Here is a 24,176-nt window from a genome sequence, read left to right as displayed (position 1 = left end):
GGTCATGGAGAACGCATTCGAGGAAACCGTTTCAAATACATGAGTTTACTCTCTTCTTTTTCGTACAAAATGCCGCTGACTGTCATCCAGCGGCATTTTACACTGGATCATTTACATTTTGTCAAACTTCGTATTTCCCGCAAATGATCCCATTGACAGTTGTTCTTCAAGAACAAGTCCGTGGTGATGCCGTTCTTCAATCCGTTTAATAATAGATCGAATTGCATCCGTATTTTCTTCGATATTGTGAGGTTCAAAGATCGTCACGTGATCTCCTTTTAATTTGTACTCAAGATAATGCTGTGCTGTTGATTGTGTCCAGCCCCTATCATCGGTTACATCGCCGCATAGTAAATGATGGATGTTGGCGTTAACGGCGCCGGAATTGATCAGATTATTGATGTACGCAAGATAGCCTCTGATTTTATCCTTAATCGAAGGGATGGTTAATATTTCTCTGTAATAGTCTGGAATAATGTCTATATTCAGATGGACGATCTCTTGGATTTCCTCTTCCGATAAATGAGTTACCGAATCGGTGATTTTAGAATCCAGCATAATCACATCAGATACGGTGCGGCCCCGCTTCTCCAAAGCTTTGGCAGCCTCAAAAGCCAAATTCGATCCTGAAGAGTAACCAAGCAGAACAAAAGGCCCTTGTTCTTGAATGCGTATCATGCTTTCTGCATACCGGTCAACGATCTCTTTCTCATGAGACGGCTCTTCTAAAAAATCTGCCGCATAGACGGTGCAGCCGCCGTCAAGTCTTTTCGCCATTTCATTATAAACGAGTCCATACCCGATTAAAGGCGGGAAACAGAACACAGGGATTGAATCTTCCTGGTTCAGCTTGACGAATACGTTATGATCCGTCTCGGATTCGAAAACTGCAGCTTGAATGGCGTGTGCCATTGTTTCGATGGTAGGAAAATCGTATACGGCTTGATAATGCATTTTGATTCCCATACTGGCGTTAATTTGATGAATGAGCTGCAATACTTTAAGTGAATGGCCGCCAACGTCAAAGAAGTGATCTTTAATCCCGGGGTCAGGCAGAGCTAAAATATCCTTCCATATATCGGCGAGCTGCTTTTCAATTAACGTTCCTGGCGCTGCGTATTCGGTTCCGGTAAGCCTATTTCCCTCAGGAGCCGGCAACGCTTTTCGATCGATTTTTCCATTAGCGGTTATCGGCATCTTCTCTACTTGTACAAAATAAGCCGGAATCATATACGCGGGCAGATTGTTCAGCAAATGACGCTTCAGCTGCGCCGTATTTAATGACTCGTCTCCTGACAAGTAAGCGCACAGCTGCTTTGAGCCCTCTTCTTCAATCGCGATGACGACCGCTTCTTTGACAGCATCGAGTTGTAGTAAAGATGCTTCGATCTCGCCGAGTTCTATCCGGTAGCCTCGGATTTTCACTTGATGATCGATTCGTCCCAAATACTCGATATTGCCATCGGGCAGCCATCTTGCCAAGTCGCCTGTCCGGTACATCCGCTTCCCTGCTTCAAATGGGTGAGCTGCAAACTTCTCAGCCGTCAGCTCCGGGCGGTTCAAATAGCCCCGTGCGAGCCCGTCTCCGGCGATACACAGCTCTCCTGCCACACCGAGCGGTTGAAAATATTCCGATTCGGGGTGTACGATATACAATTGAATGTTGGAAATCGGTTTACCTATCGGAACTGAGTTAAGCGTTTCTCCCGCTTCGCATTCAAAATACGATACATCGATCGTCGCTTCGGTCGGCCCGTATAAATTGATGATTTGAGCCTCACCCGCCGGTGTGATCAAGCGATGAAACCCGGCAACGTGCGCAGGCGTCAAAGCCTCGCCGCTTGCAAATACATATTTTAATGACGCCAGCTTTCTCTTTAATTCCTCGTCGGATTTCTGCTCCATGGACTCAAGAAAAGCATGCAGCATCGCAGGCACAAAATGCATAACGGTGACATTTTTCTGCGCAATCGTATCTAAGATGACGTCAGGGTTCTTTTCCCCTCCGTTTGGAAGCAATACCGCTTTAGAACCAGTCATCGACCACCAGAACAATTCCCACACCGATACATCAAAGGTGATTGGGGTTTTTTGCAGAATGACATCCTGCTTATCCAGCGGGTAATGTTCCTGCATCCAAACGAGACGATTGATTACGGATCGGTGTTCCACCATAACCCCTTTCGGTCGGCCTGTTGATCCCGAAGTATAGATAACATAAGCTAAGTGATTCGGTCCGGCCGTCTGTTTCAAGTTTGAACCATCTTCCCAAGAGAATCGCGGATCTTCCAGGTCAAGCACTTTTCCCGTAAAAGGCACGCTTTTCCTCAAGTGACTCTGTACTAACAACAGCTTCGTATCCGAATCCTCCAATATATAGTGAATCCGTTCTTCCGGATAGCTCGGATCGATCGGCACATACGCGCCGCCGGCTTTTAAGATCCCGAAGAGTCCTACGATCATTTCCAAGGAACGTTCGGCCATAATCCCGACCGGCTGATCCGGCTGCACGCCTTCTGATTGCAATGTCCGGGCAAGTTGATTGGCTCTTTCATTCAGTTCCCGGTATGTCAGCTGGCTTTCCCCGTATACGACAGCCGTTTGATCAGGCGTACGCTGTGCTTGTTCCTCAAACAATTTATGAAGCGTCTTTTCCTTTGGATAATCTGCTTCCGTATCATTAAATGCCTCTATAAGGAGCGAACGTTCATCCCCCGTAAGTATATCTAAGTCTTGGACGCGAATCGCCTGACTGTTCACCATCTGCTTAATGATTTGCATAAAATGCTCTTCCATCCGCTTGACACTTGCATGATCATAGACGTTGCTATTGTATACAAAATGAATGTCGATTTCTCCCGCGGGCATGACAATGAAATTGAAATCGTAATGGGTATGCTCTTCCATATGGAAATTGATAATGTCCAGCGCGTCACGATTCGGTTTCATATGTTCCATTTGTTTCTCGACCGGATAATTTTCAAATACCATGATATGACTGATCAGCTGCTGCTTTTGTTCGGTTTGAGCCTGAATTTCATACAACGGAAATGTATCATACCCTTGAGAAGCCAATGCCTGCTCCTGGCTCATTTTCAACACTTGTTCCACAGTCATTCCAGGCTGAGCGGTAATACGTACGGGAATGGTGTTGATAAATAAACCGACCATGGATTCAATACCCGGAATTTCTGCCGGGCGGCCGGATACAACCGACCCGAAAACGACGTCCTGACTGTTGTTGTATCTTTGCAGCAATAGTCCCCACGCACTTTGAATGAATGTATTCACGGTGACGTGATGCTTGCTTGCAGTCTGTCTGATTTCTTCTGACAGCTGCTTTCCGAGCCGGCATGCAAGCCTTTGTTTTTGATATCCTTTGCCTTGGTTTGAATCGGTTTTTTTCAGCAAAGCGGTTTGTCCTTCATAACCGTCCAAATATTTTTGCCAATAGGCTGAAGCGTTCTGATGATCCTGGTCTTCCAGCCATTCGATATACCGGCTGTACGGGGTGACGGCTTCGGGCTCCGGTTTTCTTCTATCAATAAGCTCATAATAGGTTTCAAACACTTCTTTCGTAATAAGAGGCAGACACCAGCCATCCATTAAAATATGATGGAAGCTCCATATCAATCGGGCTTGGTCATCCTCTGTACGAAGGATTGATACGCGCATTAACGCATCTTGAGTAAGGTCGAATCCTCTTGCCTTATCTTTTTGTACAAAGCCGGCAATGAACTCGTTTCGTTGTTTATTCTTCATGCTTCGAATATCTTCAACAGTTATTTCGATCGGTTTTTTTCGGAATACGATCTGCAAAGGCTGATCTTTCCATTCCGTATAAAAATGAGTCCGGAGAATCTCATGTCTTTCCGCCAGCTGCGACAAACTCATTGTAAATGCCTCGATATCCAAGTCGCCTTTGAGATCAAAAGCGGCTTGTTCAAAGTAAGCTCTGGAAGCCGAATCGATTAAACTATGGAACAGCATACCTTTCTGCATAGGAGTTAAAGGATATATATTCTCAATGTCGCCGATATGCTGTGTTTGCTGAACAAATTGATCTAATTCCTCGATTGTTATGTCCTTCAGCGAGATATCGCTTGGCGTCAGCTGAATGTCTTCTTGAGCTGCGCAATGTTCGATGACTTCTTTTAAGCTGTTCTTTAAGAGAGCTGCGCATGTTTCCATTGTTTCTCTTCGATATTGTTTACCGCTGTAACTGATGGCCAATGACAGCCGGCCGTCTGAGATCATGCCGTTAATGTCAAGCGTATAGGCAATGGGATGTCTGTCGCTTGCAATTTTCCCTCCGGAGTAAGGAGATACCTCGATTCCTCCATTTTCGAAATCTTGATCAAATTGTCCGAGGTAATTGAAGCTGATTTCCGGATGTCCGGTCCATTCTGATGCCTTCGGATGATCGGTCAAATATTTCATCAGGCCATATCCTATTCCTTTTTGGGGAATCTGACGCAGCTGTTCTTTCACCGTCCTAATCCGCTGGGAGATGTCCTGGTCCGCCTGGATTTGAAGAGAAACCGGGTATTGGGTTGTGAACCAGCCCACCGTACGTGAAATATCAACGTCTTGAAAAATAGATTCCCTGCCGTGTCCTTCCAGATGAACATGAATTTCTTCATGCCCCGTCCAGCGATGAACAGCCATTCCGAGTCCGGTCAGCAATAAATCATTAATGTCAGTCGTATAGGCCCGGTTCGATTTTTTTAATAAATGCTCGGTTTCTTCCTCTGTCCATTGGACGATGATCGTTTCCCGGTCTTCGGCCAGACCGGTCTCCTGCTCATTATCCTTTGGCAATTTGTGTTGCGAGATATGTTTCTGCTCAAGCCAATATTGATTTTTCGCTTCAAATTCCGGACTTTCTGCATAACGTTTCAATCGTTCAGCCCATAACAGATTGGAATCCGTCTTCTTAGGGAGCGTGATCGCTTCTCCGTTTTGGAGCTGCTCATAAGCTGACGTTATATCCTCAAGTAAAATCCTCCACGATACGCCATCGACGACGAGATGATGAATCGCAATCAGCAAATGATCGCCATCCTGACATTGAAACAATCCCAGTTTCATGAGCGGACCATCGGCTAAATGGATGGATTGCTGAATGTCATTGGCTATCGTTTCTATCGTTTCGGCAGGGTTGTTTTCTTCGAGTAAAGAGAACACGTCGAGGCTGAATAATTCTCCTTCACTGATCCCGCGGGTTCTGGCTTCGTATTCATGATCTCCCTGAACATAGACCATGCGCAAAGCATCGTGATGCTCGGAAATCTTCTTCATGACTTTCTGAAGCTTCGATTCATCCAAACCCTCTTTAAAATAAAGCATGACAGATTGATTATAATGGTGCGGATCAGGGTATTGCCGGGCGAAAAACCAATGCTGAATCGGCGTCAATAAGGTACGGCCTTTGATCTCCCCTTGTTCTGCGATTCGGGAAACGGGCTCAATAAAAGGAGCAAGCCCGGAGATCGTCGGGTGTTTGAACAAGTGTTTGATGTCAAGCTTATACCCGGCTTGATATAAGCTTGAGGTCACCTGAATCGACTTAATCGAATCTCCTCCCAGCTCAAAGAAATGATCATCGATTCCGACCTGTTCTGCGCCTAATACCGATTCCCACACCCCGGCCAGTATTTTTTCCAGTTCTGTCCGCGGAGCTGTATAAGGATTGCCAGTGAGATTTCCTGTTGGAGCAGGCAGCGCCTGACGATCTATTTTTCCGTTGGGAGTAAGCGGCATCGCTGCCAGCTGTACAAAATAAGCAGGGATCATATAGGACGGAAGCTGCCGGGACAGGCGCTCCCGAATTTCGCCTGCGGTTAAAGAATGCTGTGCGGTATAATAGGCGCACAAGGATGTTTCCCCGTTGGTTTCTTGTGCCGTAACGAGAGCTTCTTGAATCGGCGGTATTTGGAAAAATGCGGATTCGACTTCCCCGATTTCAATGCGGTAACCGCGGATTTTCACCTGGTGGTCGATCCGGCCTAAATATTCGATATTTCCGTCCGGCAGCCGCCTTGCTAAGTCTCCCGTCCGGTACATTTTCACCTCTGGCACAAAGGGGTGCTGCAAAAATCTTTCCGCCGTTAATTCCGCTCTGTTCAAGTATCCTCTGGCGATGCCGTCCCCGCTGATATAGATTTCTCCCGGAACGCCGGCCGGCACCGGCTTCATGCTCTTATCCAGCACGAAAATGTTCATGTTGTCCGCGGCGGTTCCGATCGGCACTGATTCCCGTCTGTCGTTTTGCGGATCAAAGGAATAAATCATGCAGCCGACGACTGTCTCTGTAGGCCCGTATTCGTTAAAAATTTCGATTTTCCCGCCGAATTTCCCGCTGATGCTACGGGCGAGCCGCGTGCTTAAATTGTCACCGCCGACAATGAATTTCCGAATGGTGCACTCAGCAGGGATATTCATCTCTTTCAATAACTGCAAGTGCGCCGGGGTCAGCTTGATAATATCCGTCCTTGAATCCTGAATAATGCAATCAAGCAAGGCAGCACTGTTTTCTCCTCTGTAGACAATAATGGAATTTCCTGTAATGAGCGGAGTGAAAACAGACGTTATCGTCAGATCAAAAGCGATGGACGAATATAGGGGAAAGTTGGTTTTTTCCCCTTTGACATAGACCCGGCGGGCCCACCAAATATAATTGGTTAAGCCCTGATGCTCAATTGCCACTCCTTTAGGCTTGCCTGTGGAGCCTGACGTATAAATGACATAAGCCAAATCCTTCGTACTGCTGATCGGTTCCAGGTCAGAGCCGTCTTCGTGGTAAGAGCTTTCCTGATCGAGGAAAACCATTGTGCCCGCAAGTTCCAACTGTTTTTGAAGATGGCTCTGCGTCAGGATGATATCAGCTTGGGAGTCTTCTACTATATACTGTATGCGATGCTTCGGATAATCCGGATCAATTGGCACATAGGCCCCTCCCGCTTTTAAAACGGCCAGTATTCCCACGACCAGTTCGATCTCATGTTCGCAAATAATCGCAGTGAGCCGGTCCGTCTTTACCCCCTTTTTCCTTAACGTTCGGGCTAATTGATTGGCACGTTCATTGAGCTGACGATATGTGAATTGCTTTTCTCCGCAAATAACAGCTGCTTGATCCGGTGTTCGTTTCATCTGTTCTTCGAATAACTGATAAATCGTCTTATCCCGCGGATATTCAGTTTTCGCAGTTTGATTGTCAACGAGAAGTGTATGTGTCTCCGATTCTGGCAAAATATCCACTTGGCCGAGGGGGAGGTCAGGCTGAAATAATATGACAGAAAATAGCCGGTTTAAATGTCCGAGCACCTGCATCATATACTGACGGTCATAGACTTGTTCATTAAAACATAACTTTAGGTCAATCAAGTCTTCACCCATAACAAACTGAAATAAAGCATCTGCAGCAGCCGTTTCTATGAAACCATCAGAATGAATTTGCTCTAGTGAAACGACTGTATGGATGATCGGCAAATGATTTGCATTGTAGTTCAGCCTCAGCTGTCCGGCCATTTTATCAAAGGGAACGTCCTGATATAAGATCGCTTCGTCCAGCGTATGTTTCAATTCATGGAAAATTGATTTAAACGTACTGCCGGAATTGATATGCTGTTTGATTAACATGAGCTGGTCTGAACGAAGATCTTCATCAGTTTCGTCTTCAAAGGTTGGAACCCCTGTAATCACGCCCTCATCCCCCGTGTATTTGTATATAAGGGATTCAATTCCGATCAGGAGAACCAGATAGACGGCCATTGGCGTTTGGTTCGTCATCGTCAGGATGCGCCGTGATACATCCGCACTCAATGAACTGTGAATACAGTCAGATCCGCTTGTTATATCACGCTTTACTGTTGAGTCGGACACTTGAAACGAAGGGAATGCACTGGGACGGTCTTCCGTGTGAAACATTCGGCCCCAGAACAACTCCTGTTGTTTGAATTCTGACATTCATATCCCTCCAGTTGGTTTCATTCCTGTTTTCAGGCAGCTGGCGGCAGCCGCGGCATTCATGCCGGGACCGCCGCTGCCCCCGTGATTAGAAATCCAATTCGATTGTGCTTGCGAGATGTTTACTTTTGTTTACTTTTTCGCTTAATTGAATGTCTTTTAAAGGAATGGCTGGGTTTCTCATAATCGCCGAAAGGATCATGACGTAATCCTTGGCCAATACAGCAATGGTTTTCTTTTTAAACAGTTTCGTACAGTAATCAAAACTGCCTTGAATCTCATCTTGATCTATTAAGAAGTTCAGCTGTAAATCAAACTTGGCTGCCGTCTCCGTTTGTTCATAAGGTCTGACTGTGAGAGAGTCCACTTCAATATCCGTTTGTTCCGTATTTTGCAGGACAAACATCGTATCAAACAATGGATTGCGGCTTAAGTCCCGTTTCACACCCAGTTTTTCAACTAATTCTTCAAAAGGATACTCTTGATGTTCAAAAGCCTTCAGCATGGTTTCTTTCGTTTCCGTTATATAATCCAAAAATGTCTTTTCCGCCATCGGAGCGGTGCGGATGGCTAATGTATTGACAAACATTCCGATAATGGGTTCCAAATCCGCATGAGGTCTCCCTGCAATAGGTGTGCCGACGACGATATCACCCTGACCGCTGTATTTAGCCAGCAGTATGGAATAGGCCGAGAACAAAATCATGTAAGCGGTCGTTCCGGTCAATTCTTCCAGCTGCTTTATCCCTTGGGTGACAGTCTTATCGAGCGTAAAATTGTGCCTTTTTCCATCAAAGCTTCTAACCGGCGGTCTCGCAAAATCTTTCGGCAGCTCGAATGACGGGAGCTCTTCATGAAATACACCAAGCCAATACTCTTCCTGCTTCTTGATTCGTTCTCTTTGTTCTTTTTGATGTTTCCATTCCGTAAAGTCTTTGTACTGAATACGGAGCGGAGCTAACTCTTTGCCGTCATACAATTGAATCAGTTCTTCGACAAAAATGTTCATGGAGGCGCCGTCCGTGATGATGTGGTGCATGTCAAACATGAAAATATGCAGGTCTTGTTCTAACTCGATGAGTCCGGCCCTGAGTAATGGAGCCTGGCTGAGATCGAACGGCCGCACGAAGGTGCGGAAACATTCCTCAACCTCGTCAGCTGTTGCCTTGTATCTTTCCATCGAAAACTCCACTTGCGGTTTGATCACCTGCATCAGTTCTCCGCGGACCATTTCAAAACCGGTACGCAGCGATTCATGACGCTGGATCAGTCTTTGGAAAGCGGTTTGCAAGCGATTCATGTCGAGTTTTCCTTCTAATGTAAGGATTCCCGGCATATTGTAGCTCAGTTCTCCGCCTTCTATTTGTGTTGACAGGTAAACCATTTTCTGTACGGACGATACGGGATAGACATCTTTTACTTTGGCTTTCGGAATGTCATCCGGCCCGTTGGTTTCAGCTTCTGCAATAGCCTGTGCCATTTCTTCAACTGTCGGACATTGAAAGACTTCTCTTAATGAAATGTTTTTGCTGAATTGCTTATGAATTTTGGCGATGAGCGTCATCCCCCGCAACGAGTGGCCGCCCAAATCGAAAAAGTTATCTTTTACACCTATTTCTTTTACCTTCAAAATGTCTTGCCAGATGCATATCAGCTGCTCTTCCATATTCGTCCGCGGAGCAACGTAGTCGGTCCCCGTTTGCAGACCTGCTTCAGGCATCGGTAATGCTCTTCGATTTACTTTTCCATTGCCGGTTAGCGGCAGTTTCTCCAGCTGGATGAAGTATGAAGGGATCATGTATCCCGGTATTTGACCAGCAAGTTTTTCTTTCAGCTGACTGATCGAGAGTGATTGCTCCGCTGTAAAATAGGCATATAAATCGCTTTGGCCATCGGTATTTTCTTTTGCTAGGACAACTGCTTCCTGTACGTGCTTGAGAAGAGCGGCCTCCACCTCACCGAGTTCAATCCGGTAACCGCGAATTTTGACCTGATGGTCTCTCCTTCCCGCATATTCAATGTTTCCGTCAGGAAGGTAACGGGCCAGATCGCCTGTTTTATACATCCGCTGATTCGAGTCATATGGGTGCGGAACAAAAGTTTCGAGCGTCAAAAGCTCCCTGTTATGATAGCCTCTGGCAAGGCTCACTCCTGAAATACAAAGTTCACCGACGATTCCGACAGGCTGAAGCGTTCCGGCTTCATTCAAAATGAAAATCTCCGTATTTGAAATCGGTTTGCCGATCGGCTGCAGCTCCTGATCTGTATTCGGATCAACGGTATACATGGTCACGACATGCGTCTCCGACGGACCGTAATGATTATGCAATGTGACTTGATGGCGTGCCAGCATGTCACGCAGCATACTTGTTGCGATGAGCTGTTCTCCCGCAGCGATGATGTGATCTACGCACTCGGCAAACGGTTCGAAATAGTGTTTCTCCGAGGCAAGAAGCTTAAGGAACGCGGTCGGAAGAAATGCTGTTTGTATCCTGTGCGTTCTGACAAAATCATTGAGCTGACGTATGTCACGTTTTGCCTCATTGCCGATGATAAAGAGTGTTCCTCCGCTTGAAAGCGCGGAGAACATTTCTTGATAGCAAACATCAAAGCTCATTGCGGCAAATTGCAGCACTCTGTCAAACTGCAGCTGCGTATGATCCTGCTCATAAGCGAGCAGATTCGTCATCGTCTTGTGCTCCAGCTGAACGCCTTTCGGCTGCCCCGTTGTGCCTGACGTGTAAATAACATACATTAAATCATTTTCCGAGCAGGAAAGATTAAGATTGTCTGCTCTGCCTTGATATATCATCGGATCATCAAGCAGAAGCACTTCTCCTTCAAAGAGCGGCGGAATAGCGTGACCTGCACAAGTCAAAAGCACATCGGCACCGCTGTCTTTCAGCATAAAAGCCCGCCGTTTTTCGGGAAGCTCCGGATCGATAGGGAGAAATGCTGCGCCGGCCTTTAATATGGCTAAAATGCCGATGATCATATGTGCTGAGCGATCCGTGAGAACGGCAACCACCTGATCAGTGCAGGCCCCCTTATCCTGAAGGACGCGCGCCAGCTGATTGGAACGCTCATTCAGCTGACGATAAGTCAGCGTCTGAATTCCAAACCGGACGGCTTCATGGTCCGGGTTAAGCTCAGCCTGCTGCTCAAAAAGCTGATGAACCGTAGTTGGAATTCGTTTTTCCGCAACTGCAGTATCGTTAAAGAGTTGCTGAATGTCTCTTTCCTCTTCCTTGGTCATCATATTCAGACGAGCCAGCTCGGCATCAGGCTGTTTAATAATCGAATCAATCAGCTGCACAAAATGCCCCATCATGCGTTCGATCGTTTCCGGTTTAAACAGAGCCGTCAAGTATTCCATCGTGAACTGAATACCCGACTCTTCTTCCACAGCCGTTAAGGTTAAATCAAATTTAGCCATCGTATGTTCGCTTGGATATGGTTTGAAAGTGACGTCATTTATCTCTAACTGTTCCTGCTCCGTGTTTTGAAGCACAAACATGGTGTCAAACAACGGATTACGGCTCAAGTCTCTGGCGATATTCAGTTGATCGATCAGCGCTTCGAACGGATAATCTTGATGTTCATAAGCTTTTAATGCATTCTCCTTCACCTCGGACAGATACTGAGAGAACGTCTTCCCTTTTTCAGGGTAATTTCTCATGGCCAGTGTATTCACAAACATTCCGATAATCGGTTCTAAATCGGCGTGCGGTCTTCCCGCTATAGGACTGCCGACAATTATGTCTTCCTGGCCGCTGTATTTTGAAAGCAATAATGTATAAGACGCAAGGAGCACCATATATAAAGTCGATTCGGTTTGGGATGCCAGCTGCTTTAATCCGGCGCTTTTTTGCTTATCAAGCGTAAACTGCATTGTGGCTCCCGCAAAATCCCGTGCCGACGGCCGGATATAATCGGTCGGCAGATGAAGGACAGGAACGTCGCCGCTGTACAGCTCTAACCAATAGGCTTCTTGATTTTGGATCTGTTTTAACCGCGCTTCGCCGGTCTGCCATACTGCGTAGTCCTTGTACTGGATGCGCAAAGGCGGTAATGTTTCTCCTTCATAAATCCGGATAAATTCTTTAATCAATACGCTCATGGATGTTCCGTCAGAAATAATATGGTGCATATCAAACATCAGAATTCCGCGGTCAGGTTGAAGTTCAATCAGCCCCACGCGAAGCAGCGGCGGCTCATCCAGATGAAAAGGACGAATAAATTGGCGGATATAAAGGTCCGCATCATCTTCTTCCCCTTGGTACCACTCTGCTTCAAACGCTGCATGATCCAATACATACTGAACGGGTTCACCGTCAGCCATTTTAAAACCGGTGCGCAAAGATTCATGGCGCAAAATCAGCGTGCGGAAGGCTTGCTGCAGCTTGTCACGGTCAAGCTTGCCTTCGACAGCCATCAGTCCCAGCATGTTGTAACTGAGTTCTCCGCCTTCCAAGTGATTCAGGATGTACAACCGTTTTTGTGCTGAGGATACCGGATAATAAGGTCTTTTTTCAATTGCAGGAATCGCAGCATATCCGGTCAGCTCCGTCTTCGTGATCGTCTGTGCGAGCTGTTCAATGGTTGGGAAACGGAAGACGTCCCGCAAAGGAATTTGGACATGCAATTGCTTTTGTATTTTTGCAATCAGCGCCGTTGCCCGCAGGGAGTGTCCGCCGATCTCAAAAAAGTGATCTCTGATCCCCACCTGCTCTAATCCGAGGACATCCTCCCAAATTGCTGTCAGTTGGATTTCTGCCGAAGTTTGCGGAGGGACGTACTCTATGCCGCTGTCACGCTTTTTGACCGGAGCCGGCAATAACTGGCGATTCAACTTCCCGTTTGGCGTCAGCGGCATCTTATCCAGCTGCACAAAATGAGCCGGGATCATATATACCGGTAAATGCCGGGCCATTCTTTCGCGAAGTTCACTGATCTGTATTGTCTTATCCGCAGCAAAGTATCCGCACAAGTAATATTCATCATCTGCATCTTTAAGGGCAGCTGCGGCGGCTTCTTGAATATCAGGAACGTTCAGCATCACCGATTCAATTTCACCGAGTTCAATCCGAAAACCTTGAATTTTCACCTGATGATCAATCCGGCCGATATATTCAATATTTCCATCCGGCAGAAGGCGGGCCAGATCACCGGTTCTGTACATTCGGTCCTCCGGTACAAACGGATCGGCAACAAATTTTTCGTCCGTCAGTTCCGGCAGGTTCAAGTAACCCCGCCCGACACCGTCCCCTGCAATATACAGCTCGCCTTGGACGCCCGCCGGCTGCAGCCGTTTTTTTGAATCAAGAATGTACATGCGGTTTCTGCCTAACGGCTTGCCTATAGGGACATAGTTTTGGCTGCGTGCCCACGCATCGGAAGAACATTCAATGTTGAACAGAGACGCGTCTACGCAAGTCTCCGTAGGCCCATAAACATTGGTAACCCCAGGTGAAGCGCCATGATCGCCGAATAATTGCATGAGCTTATTTACCGTCGTTTTGGAAAGAGCCTCTCCTCCGATTAAAAGATGCTGAAGCGTGACTCCCTGCAAATCACCTGCAGCTATCAAAAGCTTTAAGTGGGCAGGTGTTCCGTCGGTGATGTCAATCGAATGCTGCCGATAGTAACGGCATAAGGCAGCACCGTCTGACACAATCTCTTTCGGAACAATAAACAAGGTATGTCCTGACAGCAAGGAAGCATACATTTGCTGAACAGAAGCATCGAAATAATATGGAGCGAGCATGGCTACATTCAGCTCCGCATCGTAGGCAGAGTAAATTTGGCGTCGAAGTCCTTCAATCAGGTGAATGACCTGGCGATGTTCAATTAACGTGCCTTTAGGCTTGCCTGTCGTACCGGAAGTATAAATGGCATAGGCCAGTTGACTGGACTGATAAGAGAGTGCAAGACTGCTGTCTTTTTCGTGATAGAAATGTTCCTCCATGAGATCGATACATGTTCCTGGAAAGCCGATGTCATCCGGAAGCTTCCCGCGGTAAAGCAATACGCTGAGACTTGAATCATTTAAAATATAACTGATGCGTTCAGACGGAGAATCAGGATCTATCGGCAAATATGCGCCGCCCGCTTTTAAAACTCCCAAGATGCCTACAAGCATCTCAAGCGAGCGTTCTGTCATAATACCTACAAGCTGATCGTTCCGCACACCTTTTGCCTGCAAGGTTCGCGCAAGCTGATTGGCACGCCGATTCAGTTCTTCGTAGGTGAATTGTTTACCCTCGAATACAACCGCTGTATTGTCCGGAGTACGATACGCTTGCTCCTCAAACAGCTCATGAATCGTTTTTTCACGCGGGTAATGCATGTCATTAGACTGAAAGCTGCTGAGCAGATGTTCTTTTTCTTGCTGAGAGAGAAGCTCCAATTCTTCTATTTTGACAGACGGCTGCTGTAATACTTGCTGCATGAGCTGTTCAAAATGTCCGGAGAGCCGCTCCACTTCTGATTTTTCATATTCGTTTTCATTAAAACCGAAATGAACGGCCAGCTGTTTGCCAGGTATGACAACCACATTCAAATCATAGTGGGAGTGTTCCTGCATATAAAAATTCGTAATGTTCAGCTTCGTACCATGATGGCCCGTCTCTTCGACCTGCTGTCCTATCGGATAGTTTTCAAAGATCATGATATGGTCAATCAGGTTCTGCTTTTGTTCCGTTTGGGCCTGAATTTCGTATAAAGGATAAGTATCATACGATTGGGAAGCCAGCGCGTTTTGTTGAACCATTTGCATCGTATCAGCAAAAGAGCTGGTCTCATCGCAGCAGACCCGAACCGGAATGGTATTGATGAACAGGCCGATCATCTGTTCCACATCAGGAATTTCCGCCGGCCTTCCCGACACGACACTGCCAAATACAACGTCTGCGGACCCGCTGTATTTCTGTAATAAAATTCCCCACAACGTTTGGATCAACGTATTTAACGTAACCTGATGCTGATTTGCGATCTGCTGTAATTGTTTTGTCTGTTCGTGATCAAATTGGCAGATCACCTTGGCATAAGCGTATTCTTTTTGCTCATGCTGCGGTGTTTTATGAAGAAGCGCGGTTTCACCTTTATATCCTTCAAGATACTCGCTCCAGAACCGCTTTGCTGCTCCCTGATCTTGGCGGTCAAGCCACTCGATATAGTCGCTGTAAGGCGCTGCAGATGACGGTTCTGTTCCCCTTCCTTTTTGTAAGGCGCTATAATGATCAAACACTTCCTTCGTGATAAGAGACAGGCACCAGCCATCCATGACAATATGATGGAAGCTCCAAATCAAATGATAGCTGCGGTCTTCCATGCGGAAAATTGCTATGCGCATCAGAGGATCGCGAGCCAAGTCAAATCCTTTTGCCTTGTCTTCTCTTTGATAGGCTGCGATTGCACCCTCACGCCGGTGCTCCTCTATGTCACGCAAATCTGCAAAATGGATATGCGGTTTTTGCGTTTTATAGACAATTTGTAAAGGAGTATCGTTCCAGCCGCTGTAAAAACGGGTTCTGAGCACGGCGTATCTTTCAAACAATCGCTCCAAGCTTTGTTTAAACCAATCAACCTTTAACTCTCCCTGCAAATCGAACGATGCTTGTTCAAAATAAGAATGTGAGGCCTCGTCCAGCAAGCTGTGGAAGAGCATTCCTTTCTGCATCGGAGTGAGCGGATACACGTTTTCAATCTCACCTGTATGCGGCAGTTGAATGAGGAGCTGATCCAATTCGTCAATGGACATGCCTTTTAACAAAATATCGCTTGGTGTCAGTTCCGATTGTTCTTTCTGAACGCAATGCGTAATGATTGACCGCAGGCGGCTTTGAATCGTTTCCGATAACCGCTTGATTGTTTCTTTTGCGTACTGTTTGCTGCTGTAGCTGATCGTGAGCTTGAGCCGGCCCTCGGTGATCATTCCGTTTATATTCAATACATACGGTCTTTCTTGATTTCCGCTCGAGTCTGAACCGCAAGAATAAGAAGATAATTGAACCCCATGCTGCTGTAAATCTTGGTCAAACTGTCCCAGGTAGTTAAAGCTGACCTCAGGATTGAGTTTCGATGGCATTCCGCCGCTTAAGTACCTTGCTATTCCATATCCGATTCCTTTATGCGGAATTTGGCGCAGTCCTTCTTTGGTCGTTTTGATATAATCAGAGATTTCTTTGCCTGGCTGCGCGTGCAGCACAACCGGGTACAGACTAGTAAACCAGCCGACCGTGCGCGATATATCCATATCTTGAATGATCTGTTCTCTTCCGTGTCCCTCTAAATGAATCGGAATCCGGTCAAGCCCCGACCAATGGGATATAGAAAGACCAAGAGAAGTTAAAAGCAAATCATTTATTTCCGTGTTATAAGCGCGATTCGCTTGTTTTAATAAGAGCTCCGTTTCCTCTTTCGTCCATTCCGCAGTTGCTGTTTCACTGTCTTTTGCAGTTGTATGGGTTTCCTGAAAATCTTTAGGCAGCGGTTTTACTTCGGTTTGTTCGATCTTTGTCCAATATTCCTGTTCTTGTTTTATCGTTTCACTTTGCGCATATTCTGAAAGTCTCTTAGCCCATAATTGGAAAGAGTCTGTTTTTTGCGGCAGTTGAATCACTTGCCCGTTCTCGGCTTGCCTGTAGCCGGTCACGAGATCCTCCAGTAAAATGCGCCATGACACCCCGTCTACCATCAAATGATGGATGGCGATGAGCAAATGATCTCCATCTGCACATTGAAACAATCCGGCTTTCATTAACGGGCCATCACTTAAATGCATACTGCTTTGTATCTCATCAGCCTTGGCTTCAATGGTCTGCCCTGGGTCGGATTCTGCTTTCAGATTCAGGACTTCAAGGTTGTACAGTCCGCTTTGGGCGATCTCTGCATGATGTGCCTCGTAACCCTTTCCCTTAGTCTGGAACGTCATCCGGAGCGCATCGTGATGCTCTGCTATCTTTTGCAGGGTTTGACGAAGCGGCGTTTCCCGAAAACCTTCCGGCGCATGCAGCATGACGGCTTGATTATAATAATGCGGATCTATTGTTGTTTGTTCAAAAAACCAATGCTGAATAGGAGTCAGGCTGACTTTTCCTTTGACCTCACCTTGATCGGCTATACGCAGATTCTGCTTGATATGCTGACTCAATTCAGCAATCGTAGCATATTGAAACAAGTCTTTGATTTCCATTTTGTATCCGCTCTGTTTTAATCTGGATGACACTTGGATTGACTTAATGGAATCTCCGCCAAGTTCAAAGAAATTATCAAGAATACTGATATTCTCTGCGCCTAATACCGATTCCCAGGCAGAAACTAATATTTCTTCCGCTTTTGTTCGGGGAGCTTTATACTCTGCTCTGTCCTGCAGCTCGAAATCCGGAGCCGGCAGCCCTTTTTTGTTTATTTTTCCGTTAGACGTTAAAGGCATTTCATCAAGCTCGATAAAATAAGCCGGAACCATATAACCCGCCAGGCTGTGAGACAGTTGTTTCCGGAGCCGGGCTGCCGTTGTTTGCCCGCCGCTCACGTAATATGCACACAATTGTTTAAACCCGTTGGCATCAACTCTTGCTGTAACGACAGCTTCCTTGACCGCTTCTTCTTGAAGCAGCGCCGCCTCGATTTCGCCTAATTCGATACGGTAGCCTCTGATTTTCACTTGTTCATCTATTCTGCCCGCATATTCAATGTTTCCGTCAGCCAGCCACTTCGCCAAATCTCCGGTCTTATACATCTTGGCTCCCGGTTCGAACGGGTCATCGACGAATTTCTCTGCCGTCAATTCCGGACGGTTCAAATATCCTCTTGCTACACCGGCGCCGCTGATATAGATTTCTCCTGGGACACCGATCGGCGCGGGTTTCATATTCTCATCCAGCACATAAATGCTCGTGTTTGCCGCAGCGGTTCCGATCGGTACCGATTCCCGTCTGTCCTTTGCGGCATCATAACGGTAAATCATGCAGCCGACAACGGTTTCCGTGGGCCCGTATTCATTGCATATTTCAATCCGGCCTTCGAACTGTTCATGAATACTTTGGGCTAACCGGGTGCTTAAGTTTTCTCCGCCCACAATCATTCTTCGGACAGCCGTTTGATCGGCGATGTTCATTTCCTTCAAAACCTGCAAATGGGCCGGGGTCAATTTAATAATATCCACCCTCGGGTCTTGCACAATCGATTCAAGCAGAGCTGTTTTATCCTCTCCGTCATAGACGATGATCGTATTACCTGTGATAAGCGGTGTGAAAATAGAAGTCACCGTCAGATCAAAAGAGATGGAAGAGTACAGCGGGAAGTTGGTTTTCTCGCCTTTTACATAAACTTCTTTCGCCCACCAAATATAATTGGTCAAGCCCCGGTGCTCGATTAATACGCCTTTTGGCCGCCCTGTAGAGCCTGACGTATAAATGACATATGCCAAATGGCTTGCATCACTTATCGGCTCAAGGTCAGAGTCATCTTGATGATACGACTCTTCATCATCCAGTAAAATCGTGACGCCTTCATAGGAAAGCTGTTCCCTGACATCTCGCTGCGTCAAAACGATTCCGGCTTGGGAGTCATCGAGCATATACCGGATGCGGTCTTGCGGATATTCCGGATCTATAGGGACATAGGCGCCGCCTGATTTTAAAACGGCAAGGATTCCGACCACCGATTCGATGCTGTTTCTGCTGATGATGGCTACAGGATGATCCGCCTGCACTCCCTTTGCTCTTAACGTTCGCGCCAGCCGGTTTGCCCGCTTATTGAGCTCTCCGTACGTGAGCTGCCTGTCCTTATCAATGACGGCCGCTTGATCGGGCGTACGCTGCGATTGCTCTTCAAATAATTGATGAACGGGCGTCTGCGGAAATGGCGCATCCGTGTCGTTAAGCGTCTGCAGAAGGGTTCTTTTTTCGCCTTCCGTCAACAAATCCACTTGATCCACCCGGACATCCGGATCTGTCACGACTTGATGCAGGATTTGCATGAAATGTTCCCGAACCCGCTCTACGCTTGCCCGCTCATACACATTGGCATTGTATTCAAAAGAGATGTTCATCTCGTCGCCCGGTATAACGGTCATATTAAAATCATAGTTGGTCTGCTCTTCCATTTGTACGTTGGAAATGGTGATGGATGATCCGTTTTGCCGGCCAATGCTCTCCATATATTGATCAACAGGATAATTTTCGAAGATCATTAAATGTGTAATTAAATCTTGCTTTTGCGTTGTACGCGCTTGAATATCGTACAACGGGTGCGTCTCGAATTGTTGAGATGCTACAGCCCTTTCCTGCGCTTCTTTCATAAGCTCGGCAAACGTTGTCCCGGCTTCATACCTGAACCGGACGGGAATGGTGTTAATGAATAAGCCGATCATTGTTTCCACATTCGGAATTCCAGCCGGTCTTCCGGATACGACACTCCCAAAAACAACGTCCTTGCTTCGGTTATATTTTTGCAGCAAAACCGCCCATGCCGTCTGCAGCAGCGTGTTCAGCGTGACTTGGCGCCCGCCGGCCGTCTGCTTCATTTTTAAAGTGAGGTCGGTGCTTATGTCACACGTCACTTTTTCTGGAATGTATCGTTCTTCTGGTGCATGGTGATCCTTAGGAAGGCCGGTTTGCTCTTCATATCCCTCCAAGTATTGATCCCAATAAGCCATGGCCTCTTTTGCATCTTGCCGGCTGAGCCATTCAATATATTGACTGTACGGAGTAATTGGCGATTGTTCAGGCTGTTTTTTGTGAAGCAAGGCAAAGTAATGCTCGAATATTTCTTTTGTAATCAGCGGCAGGCACCAGCCGTCCATCAGAATATGGTGAAAACTCCATATGAAACGGTATGTCTTTTCATCCGTTCGAAGAATGAGTAACCGCATTAATGCGCCTTTCTCTAAATCGAACCCCCGCATTTTATCTTCTCTGGCATACTGCTGAATCATCTCTTCTCTTTGTGATTCCTTCATCTCGCGTAAGTCAATGAATTCAAAACCGATCTTTTTCGTTTTCAATATGATTTGCAGCGGCTGATCCTTCCAGCCTCTGTAAAAATTCGTCCGGAAAATATCATATTTTTGCGATAAGCCATCCAAGCTTTTTGAAAATGCATCAATGTCTAACTCTCCGTGCAGATCAAACATCGTTTGCTGAAAATAAGCACCTGAATTCGGATCAAATAAGCTGTGAAACAGCATGCCCTTCTGCATCGGTGTTAATGGATAAATATTTTCCGCCTCGCCTAATTCACGCGTCTGCTCTAAAAGCTGTTCAAGTTCGCCGATTGAGATGTCTTTCAACAGGATGTCACTTGGTGTGAGGGAAGTCTGCTGCCGGCTTACGCAATGTGCAATGACTTCTTGCAGACTTTCTTTCAAGTTCCGTGCAAATTGCGCCATAGTAGATCTTTCGTATTGTTTGCTGCTGTAGCTCAGTGTCAGCGATAATGTCCCTTCAGAAATCATGCCGTTTACATCAAGAATGGCTGTTCTCTCTTGGTTTTCGTTCATCGATAACCCTGTGGAAAAAGGCGATATGCGCAAAGCTTGATGATTCAGGTTTTGATCAAACTGACCCAAGTAATTAAACGATATTTCCGGTTTCAGCTGCAGGCTGTCGGCTTCGGGATGCCCGGATACATATTTGATGATGCTGTAATTCATGCCTTTATCCGGGATACGGCGCAGCCCTTCTTTCACGGTCTTAATCCGCTGTGACAAGTCTTTTCCGGCTTCCATCCTCAGGACGACAGGGTACTGGCTTGTAAACCATCCGATCGTGCGGGAGATATCCGCATCCGGAATAATCGGCTCTCTCCCGTGCCCTTCCACATTTACGACAATGTCTTCCATGCCAGTCCACCTGTGAACGGCGAGACCTAACGAAGTCAGCAGCAGATCATTGATATCCGTGTTGTAGGCCCGGTTCGCTTGTTTTAACAATTGCTCCGTTTCCTCTTTTGTCCATTGAATCGTCACTTCTTCGCTGTCTCTTAATAATGAACCTTCGCTTATTTTGTCCTTAGGCAATGGCTGCGGCTCCGTGCTTGAAAGCTCGGCCCAATAAGCAATCTCTTCTTCCATGTCGGTTTCTTTCGCATATTTGGACAATTGATCAGCCCAGAATGGAAATGAATCTGTTTTTTGCGGAAGGCGGATGGTTTGTCCGCCCTCTGCCTGCTCATAACCGCTTGCAAAATCTTCAAGTAAAATGCGCCACGATACTCCGTCAATCACCAAATGATGAATTGCAATCAGCAAATGATCTCCGTCGGGGCATTGGAACAAACCAAGTTTCATCAAAGGCCCCCGGTCTAATGCCATGCTGCTTTGAATCTCATTCGCTTTATCGGCAATCGCTTGAGCCGGATCGGTTTCCTCTTTATAATTCATCACTTCCAGATGATATAATTCACTTTCATCCGTTCCTGTAATTCGCGGAGCGTACCCGTTCGGTGTTTTTTCGAAAACCATCCTAAGGGCATCGTGATGCGACGCGATCCGTTCCATCGTCCGGCGAAGCGGAGCCTCTTTCAAGCCTTCCGCCGAATATAACATGACGGCCTGATTGTAATGGTGAGCTTGCGGCATTTTTTGTTCAAAAAACCAATGCTGTATCGGGGTCAGGTTTGTGCTGCCGGTCACTTCCTCTTGAACAGCCATCCTGCCGATCGGCACGACAAATTGACTTAGTTCTGCAATCGCGGGATATTTAAACAGATGTTTCATATCAACCTTGTATCCGGCTTGATACAATCTGGAAGACACCTGAATTGATTTAATCGAATCTCCGCCATAATCAAAGAAATTATCCAGAATTCCGATACGTTCTGCCCCTAATACTTCTTGCCAGATGGACGCCAGCAGTTCTTCTGTTATGTTCCGCGGGGCTATGTATTCGTTATCCGTCCGCGTATTTTCTTCATCAGCAGGCAAAGCTTTCAAATCAATTTTTCCATTGGAAGTGAGCGGTATGCGTTCCAAATGGATAAAGTAAGAGGGAATCATATAATCCGGCAGTTTACGGGATAAGTCGGCTCTGAACTGTGCAGTCATAGAAGGCTCGCCGACATAATAGGCATACAATTGCTTGGCTCCGTCTGCGCCTTCCCGCGCAATGACTGCAGCTTCACGAACATTTTCCAGATTGAACATGGCCGCCTCTACCTCGCCGATTTCGATTCGGTAGCCGCGAATTTTCACTTGATGATCGATCCGCCCTGCGTATTCGATTCTTCCATCTGGCAGCCATCTGGCGAGATCCCCCGTTCTATACATCTTTTGACCGGAGAGATGCAAATGCTGAACAAATTTTTCCTCCGTCAGCTCAGGCCGATTCAGGTAGCCGCGGGCCACCCCGGCGCCTCCGACATACAGCTCTCCCGGTACGCCGATCGGCTGGATTTGCTGGTGCGCTCCTAAAATATAGGCTTGATGGTTCGCCACCGGTTTGCCGATTGTGATCTGTTCATCAGCAGACTGAACAGGGTGAAAGGTCGATACCACGCTGTTTTCTGTCGGTCCGTATTCATTATTGATCCGAATGTGAGGCTGCAGAGAATACAGCTTCTCAACTGTGTCTGTTTCCAGCTGCTCTCCGCCTACAACAACATGCTGAACATGAATGAAGTCGTCCGCGTTCATCTCTTCGATCATCGTTTTCAAAAGACGGGGAGAAGTTGAAAAATGTGTAATCCGCTCTTGTTTCAAGACATTTTGAATGGCGAAAAGGTCTTTATTTTCTTCATTCGGCAAAAGGTGCAAAGTCGCACCCGAGATAAGCGGGCCGAAGAAATTTAAAATGAACGCATCAAAAACATACGGGTACAAGACAAGCACGCGATCCGCTGAAGAATGCTTGAAAAACGCCTTCTTCCACTGGAGCGAATTCACAATACCGCCGTGTTCAACCATGACTCCTTTCGGCTTTCCTGTTGTGCCCGAGGTGTATATAACATAGGCTAAATGGTTGTGTCCCGCTATCGGTGATAACAATGAGGCATTCGCATGGTAAGATGCTTCATCATTTAAATCAATCACCGGGCCGTCAAAGGTGAGACTGTTTTTTAAATGATGCTGAACAAGGAGAACGTCTGCATTCGCATCATGAAGCAAATATTGAATCCGCTCGTTTGGATATTCAGGGTCCAGGGGCACATAAGCGCCCCCCGCCTTCCAAACGGCTATGATTGACACGATCATCTCTAATGAACGATCAGCCAGAATGGCGACCAATGTATCGGCTTGAACCCCGCAATTACGCAATGTTCTTGCCAAACGGTTCGCCTTTTCATTCAATTCCCTGTACGTCAAATGGGCGTTTTTAAACTTGACCGCCGTGTGCTCAGGCGTTCTTTCTGCCTGTTCTTCAAATAATTGATAGACGGTTCTGCTCCCGGAGTAATCTCTGCCGGTATCATTAAAATCAAACAATAGTTTCTGTTTTTCTGCTTCGGGTATCATTTCTGCCGTATGGATCTTCGCTTGAGGGTGAAACAAGATTACGGACAGCAGCTGATCCAAATGGGCTGTCATTTGATCCATATAGCGCTCATCGTACAGATTGCCGTTATAAAAAAGCTTCAAATGAATCCCGTTGTTTTCTAAATCAAAGTGAAACAGCGTATCGGCTGCAATGTCTTCTTTAAATTGCAAAGAATGAATTTCGTTAAGCGAAACGACAGTATGAATCAGTGGCAGACGCTCATCATTGTAATGCACGTTTAGATGTTGAACCATTTTTCTAAACGGCAGGTTTTGATTTTTCAGAGAATCATTAACGGCTTCTTTCAGCTGTTCAAACACGGTTTTAAATGTACTCTCGTTTGAAAGCGTATTTTTCAAAAGAACAACGGTGTTAACGGCTGACTGGCTGCTTTTTTGCTTCGATACCGTTGGAATGCCGAGAATCAGGCTCGTTCGATCGGTATATTTATACAGCAAGCATTCAATACCTGCCAATAAAATCAAATAGGCCGCCATTTCGGAATGATTGGCCATTGTCATGACTCTTTGAGATACTTCCGGAGATAAGGAACGGCTGATGCATTTTTCCTGGTAGCCGGTACGGGCCAATGACACATTATCCGTTGCTTTAAAGTAAGGGAATACGCTTAGGCCGTCTTCTTCGTCAAACAGGTTTTCCCAGTACGTTTCTTGATTTCTAAATACCGACATTGGAGCACCTCATTTTATATAATTTAAAGAAATAAAT

General features: G+C 46.4%; 2 protein-coding genes. Both read right to left on the bottom strand.

The features are described from left to right. Positions 1-111: 111 nt before the first annotated feature. A complete protein-coding gene (locus tag ACH32G_RS00155; protein ID WP_448813870.1) occupies positions 112-7,968 on the bottom strand; it encodes an amino acid adenylation domain-containing protein in 7,857 nt (2,618 codons plus the stop codon). A gap of 88 nt (positions 7,969-8,056) precedes the next feature. After that, positions 8,057-24,139: a non-ribosomal peptide synthase/polyketide synthase gene (locus tag ACH32G_RS00150; RefSeq protein WP_448813869.1), complete on the bottom strand. Its 16,083-nt coding sequence runs from the start codon at positions 24,137-24,139 to the stop codon at positions 8,057-8,059. Positions 24,140-24,176: the final 37 nt, after the last annotated feature.

It is taken from the genome of Bacillus sp. CIS52 (assembly GCF_053545315.1).
Note: the sequence above shows the minus strand (reverse complement) of the source record. Positions and strands in the feature narration are given on the sequence as shown.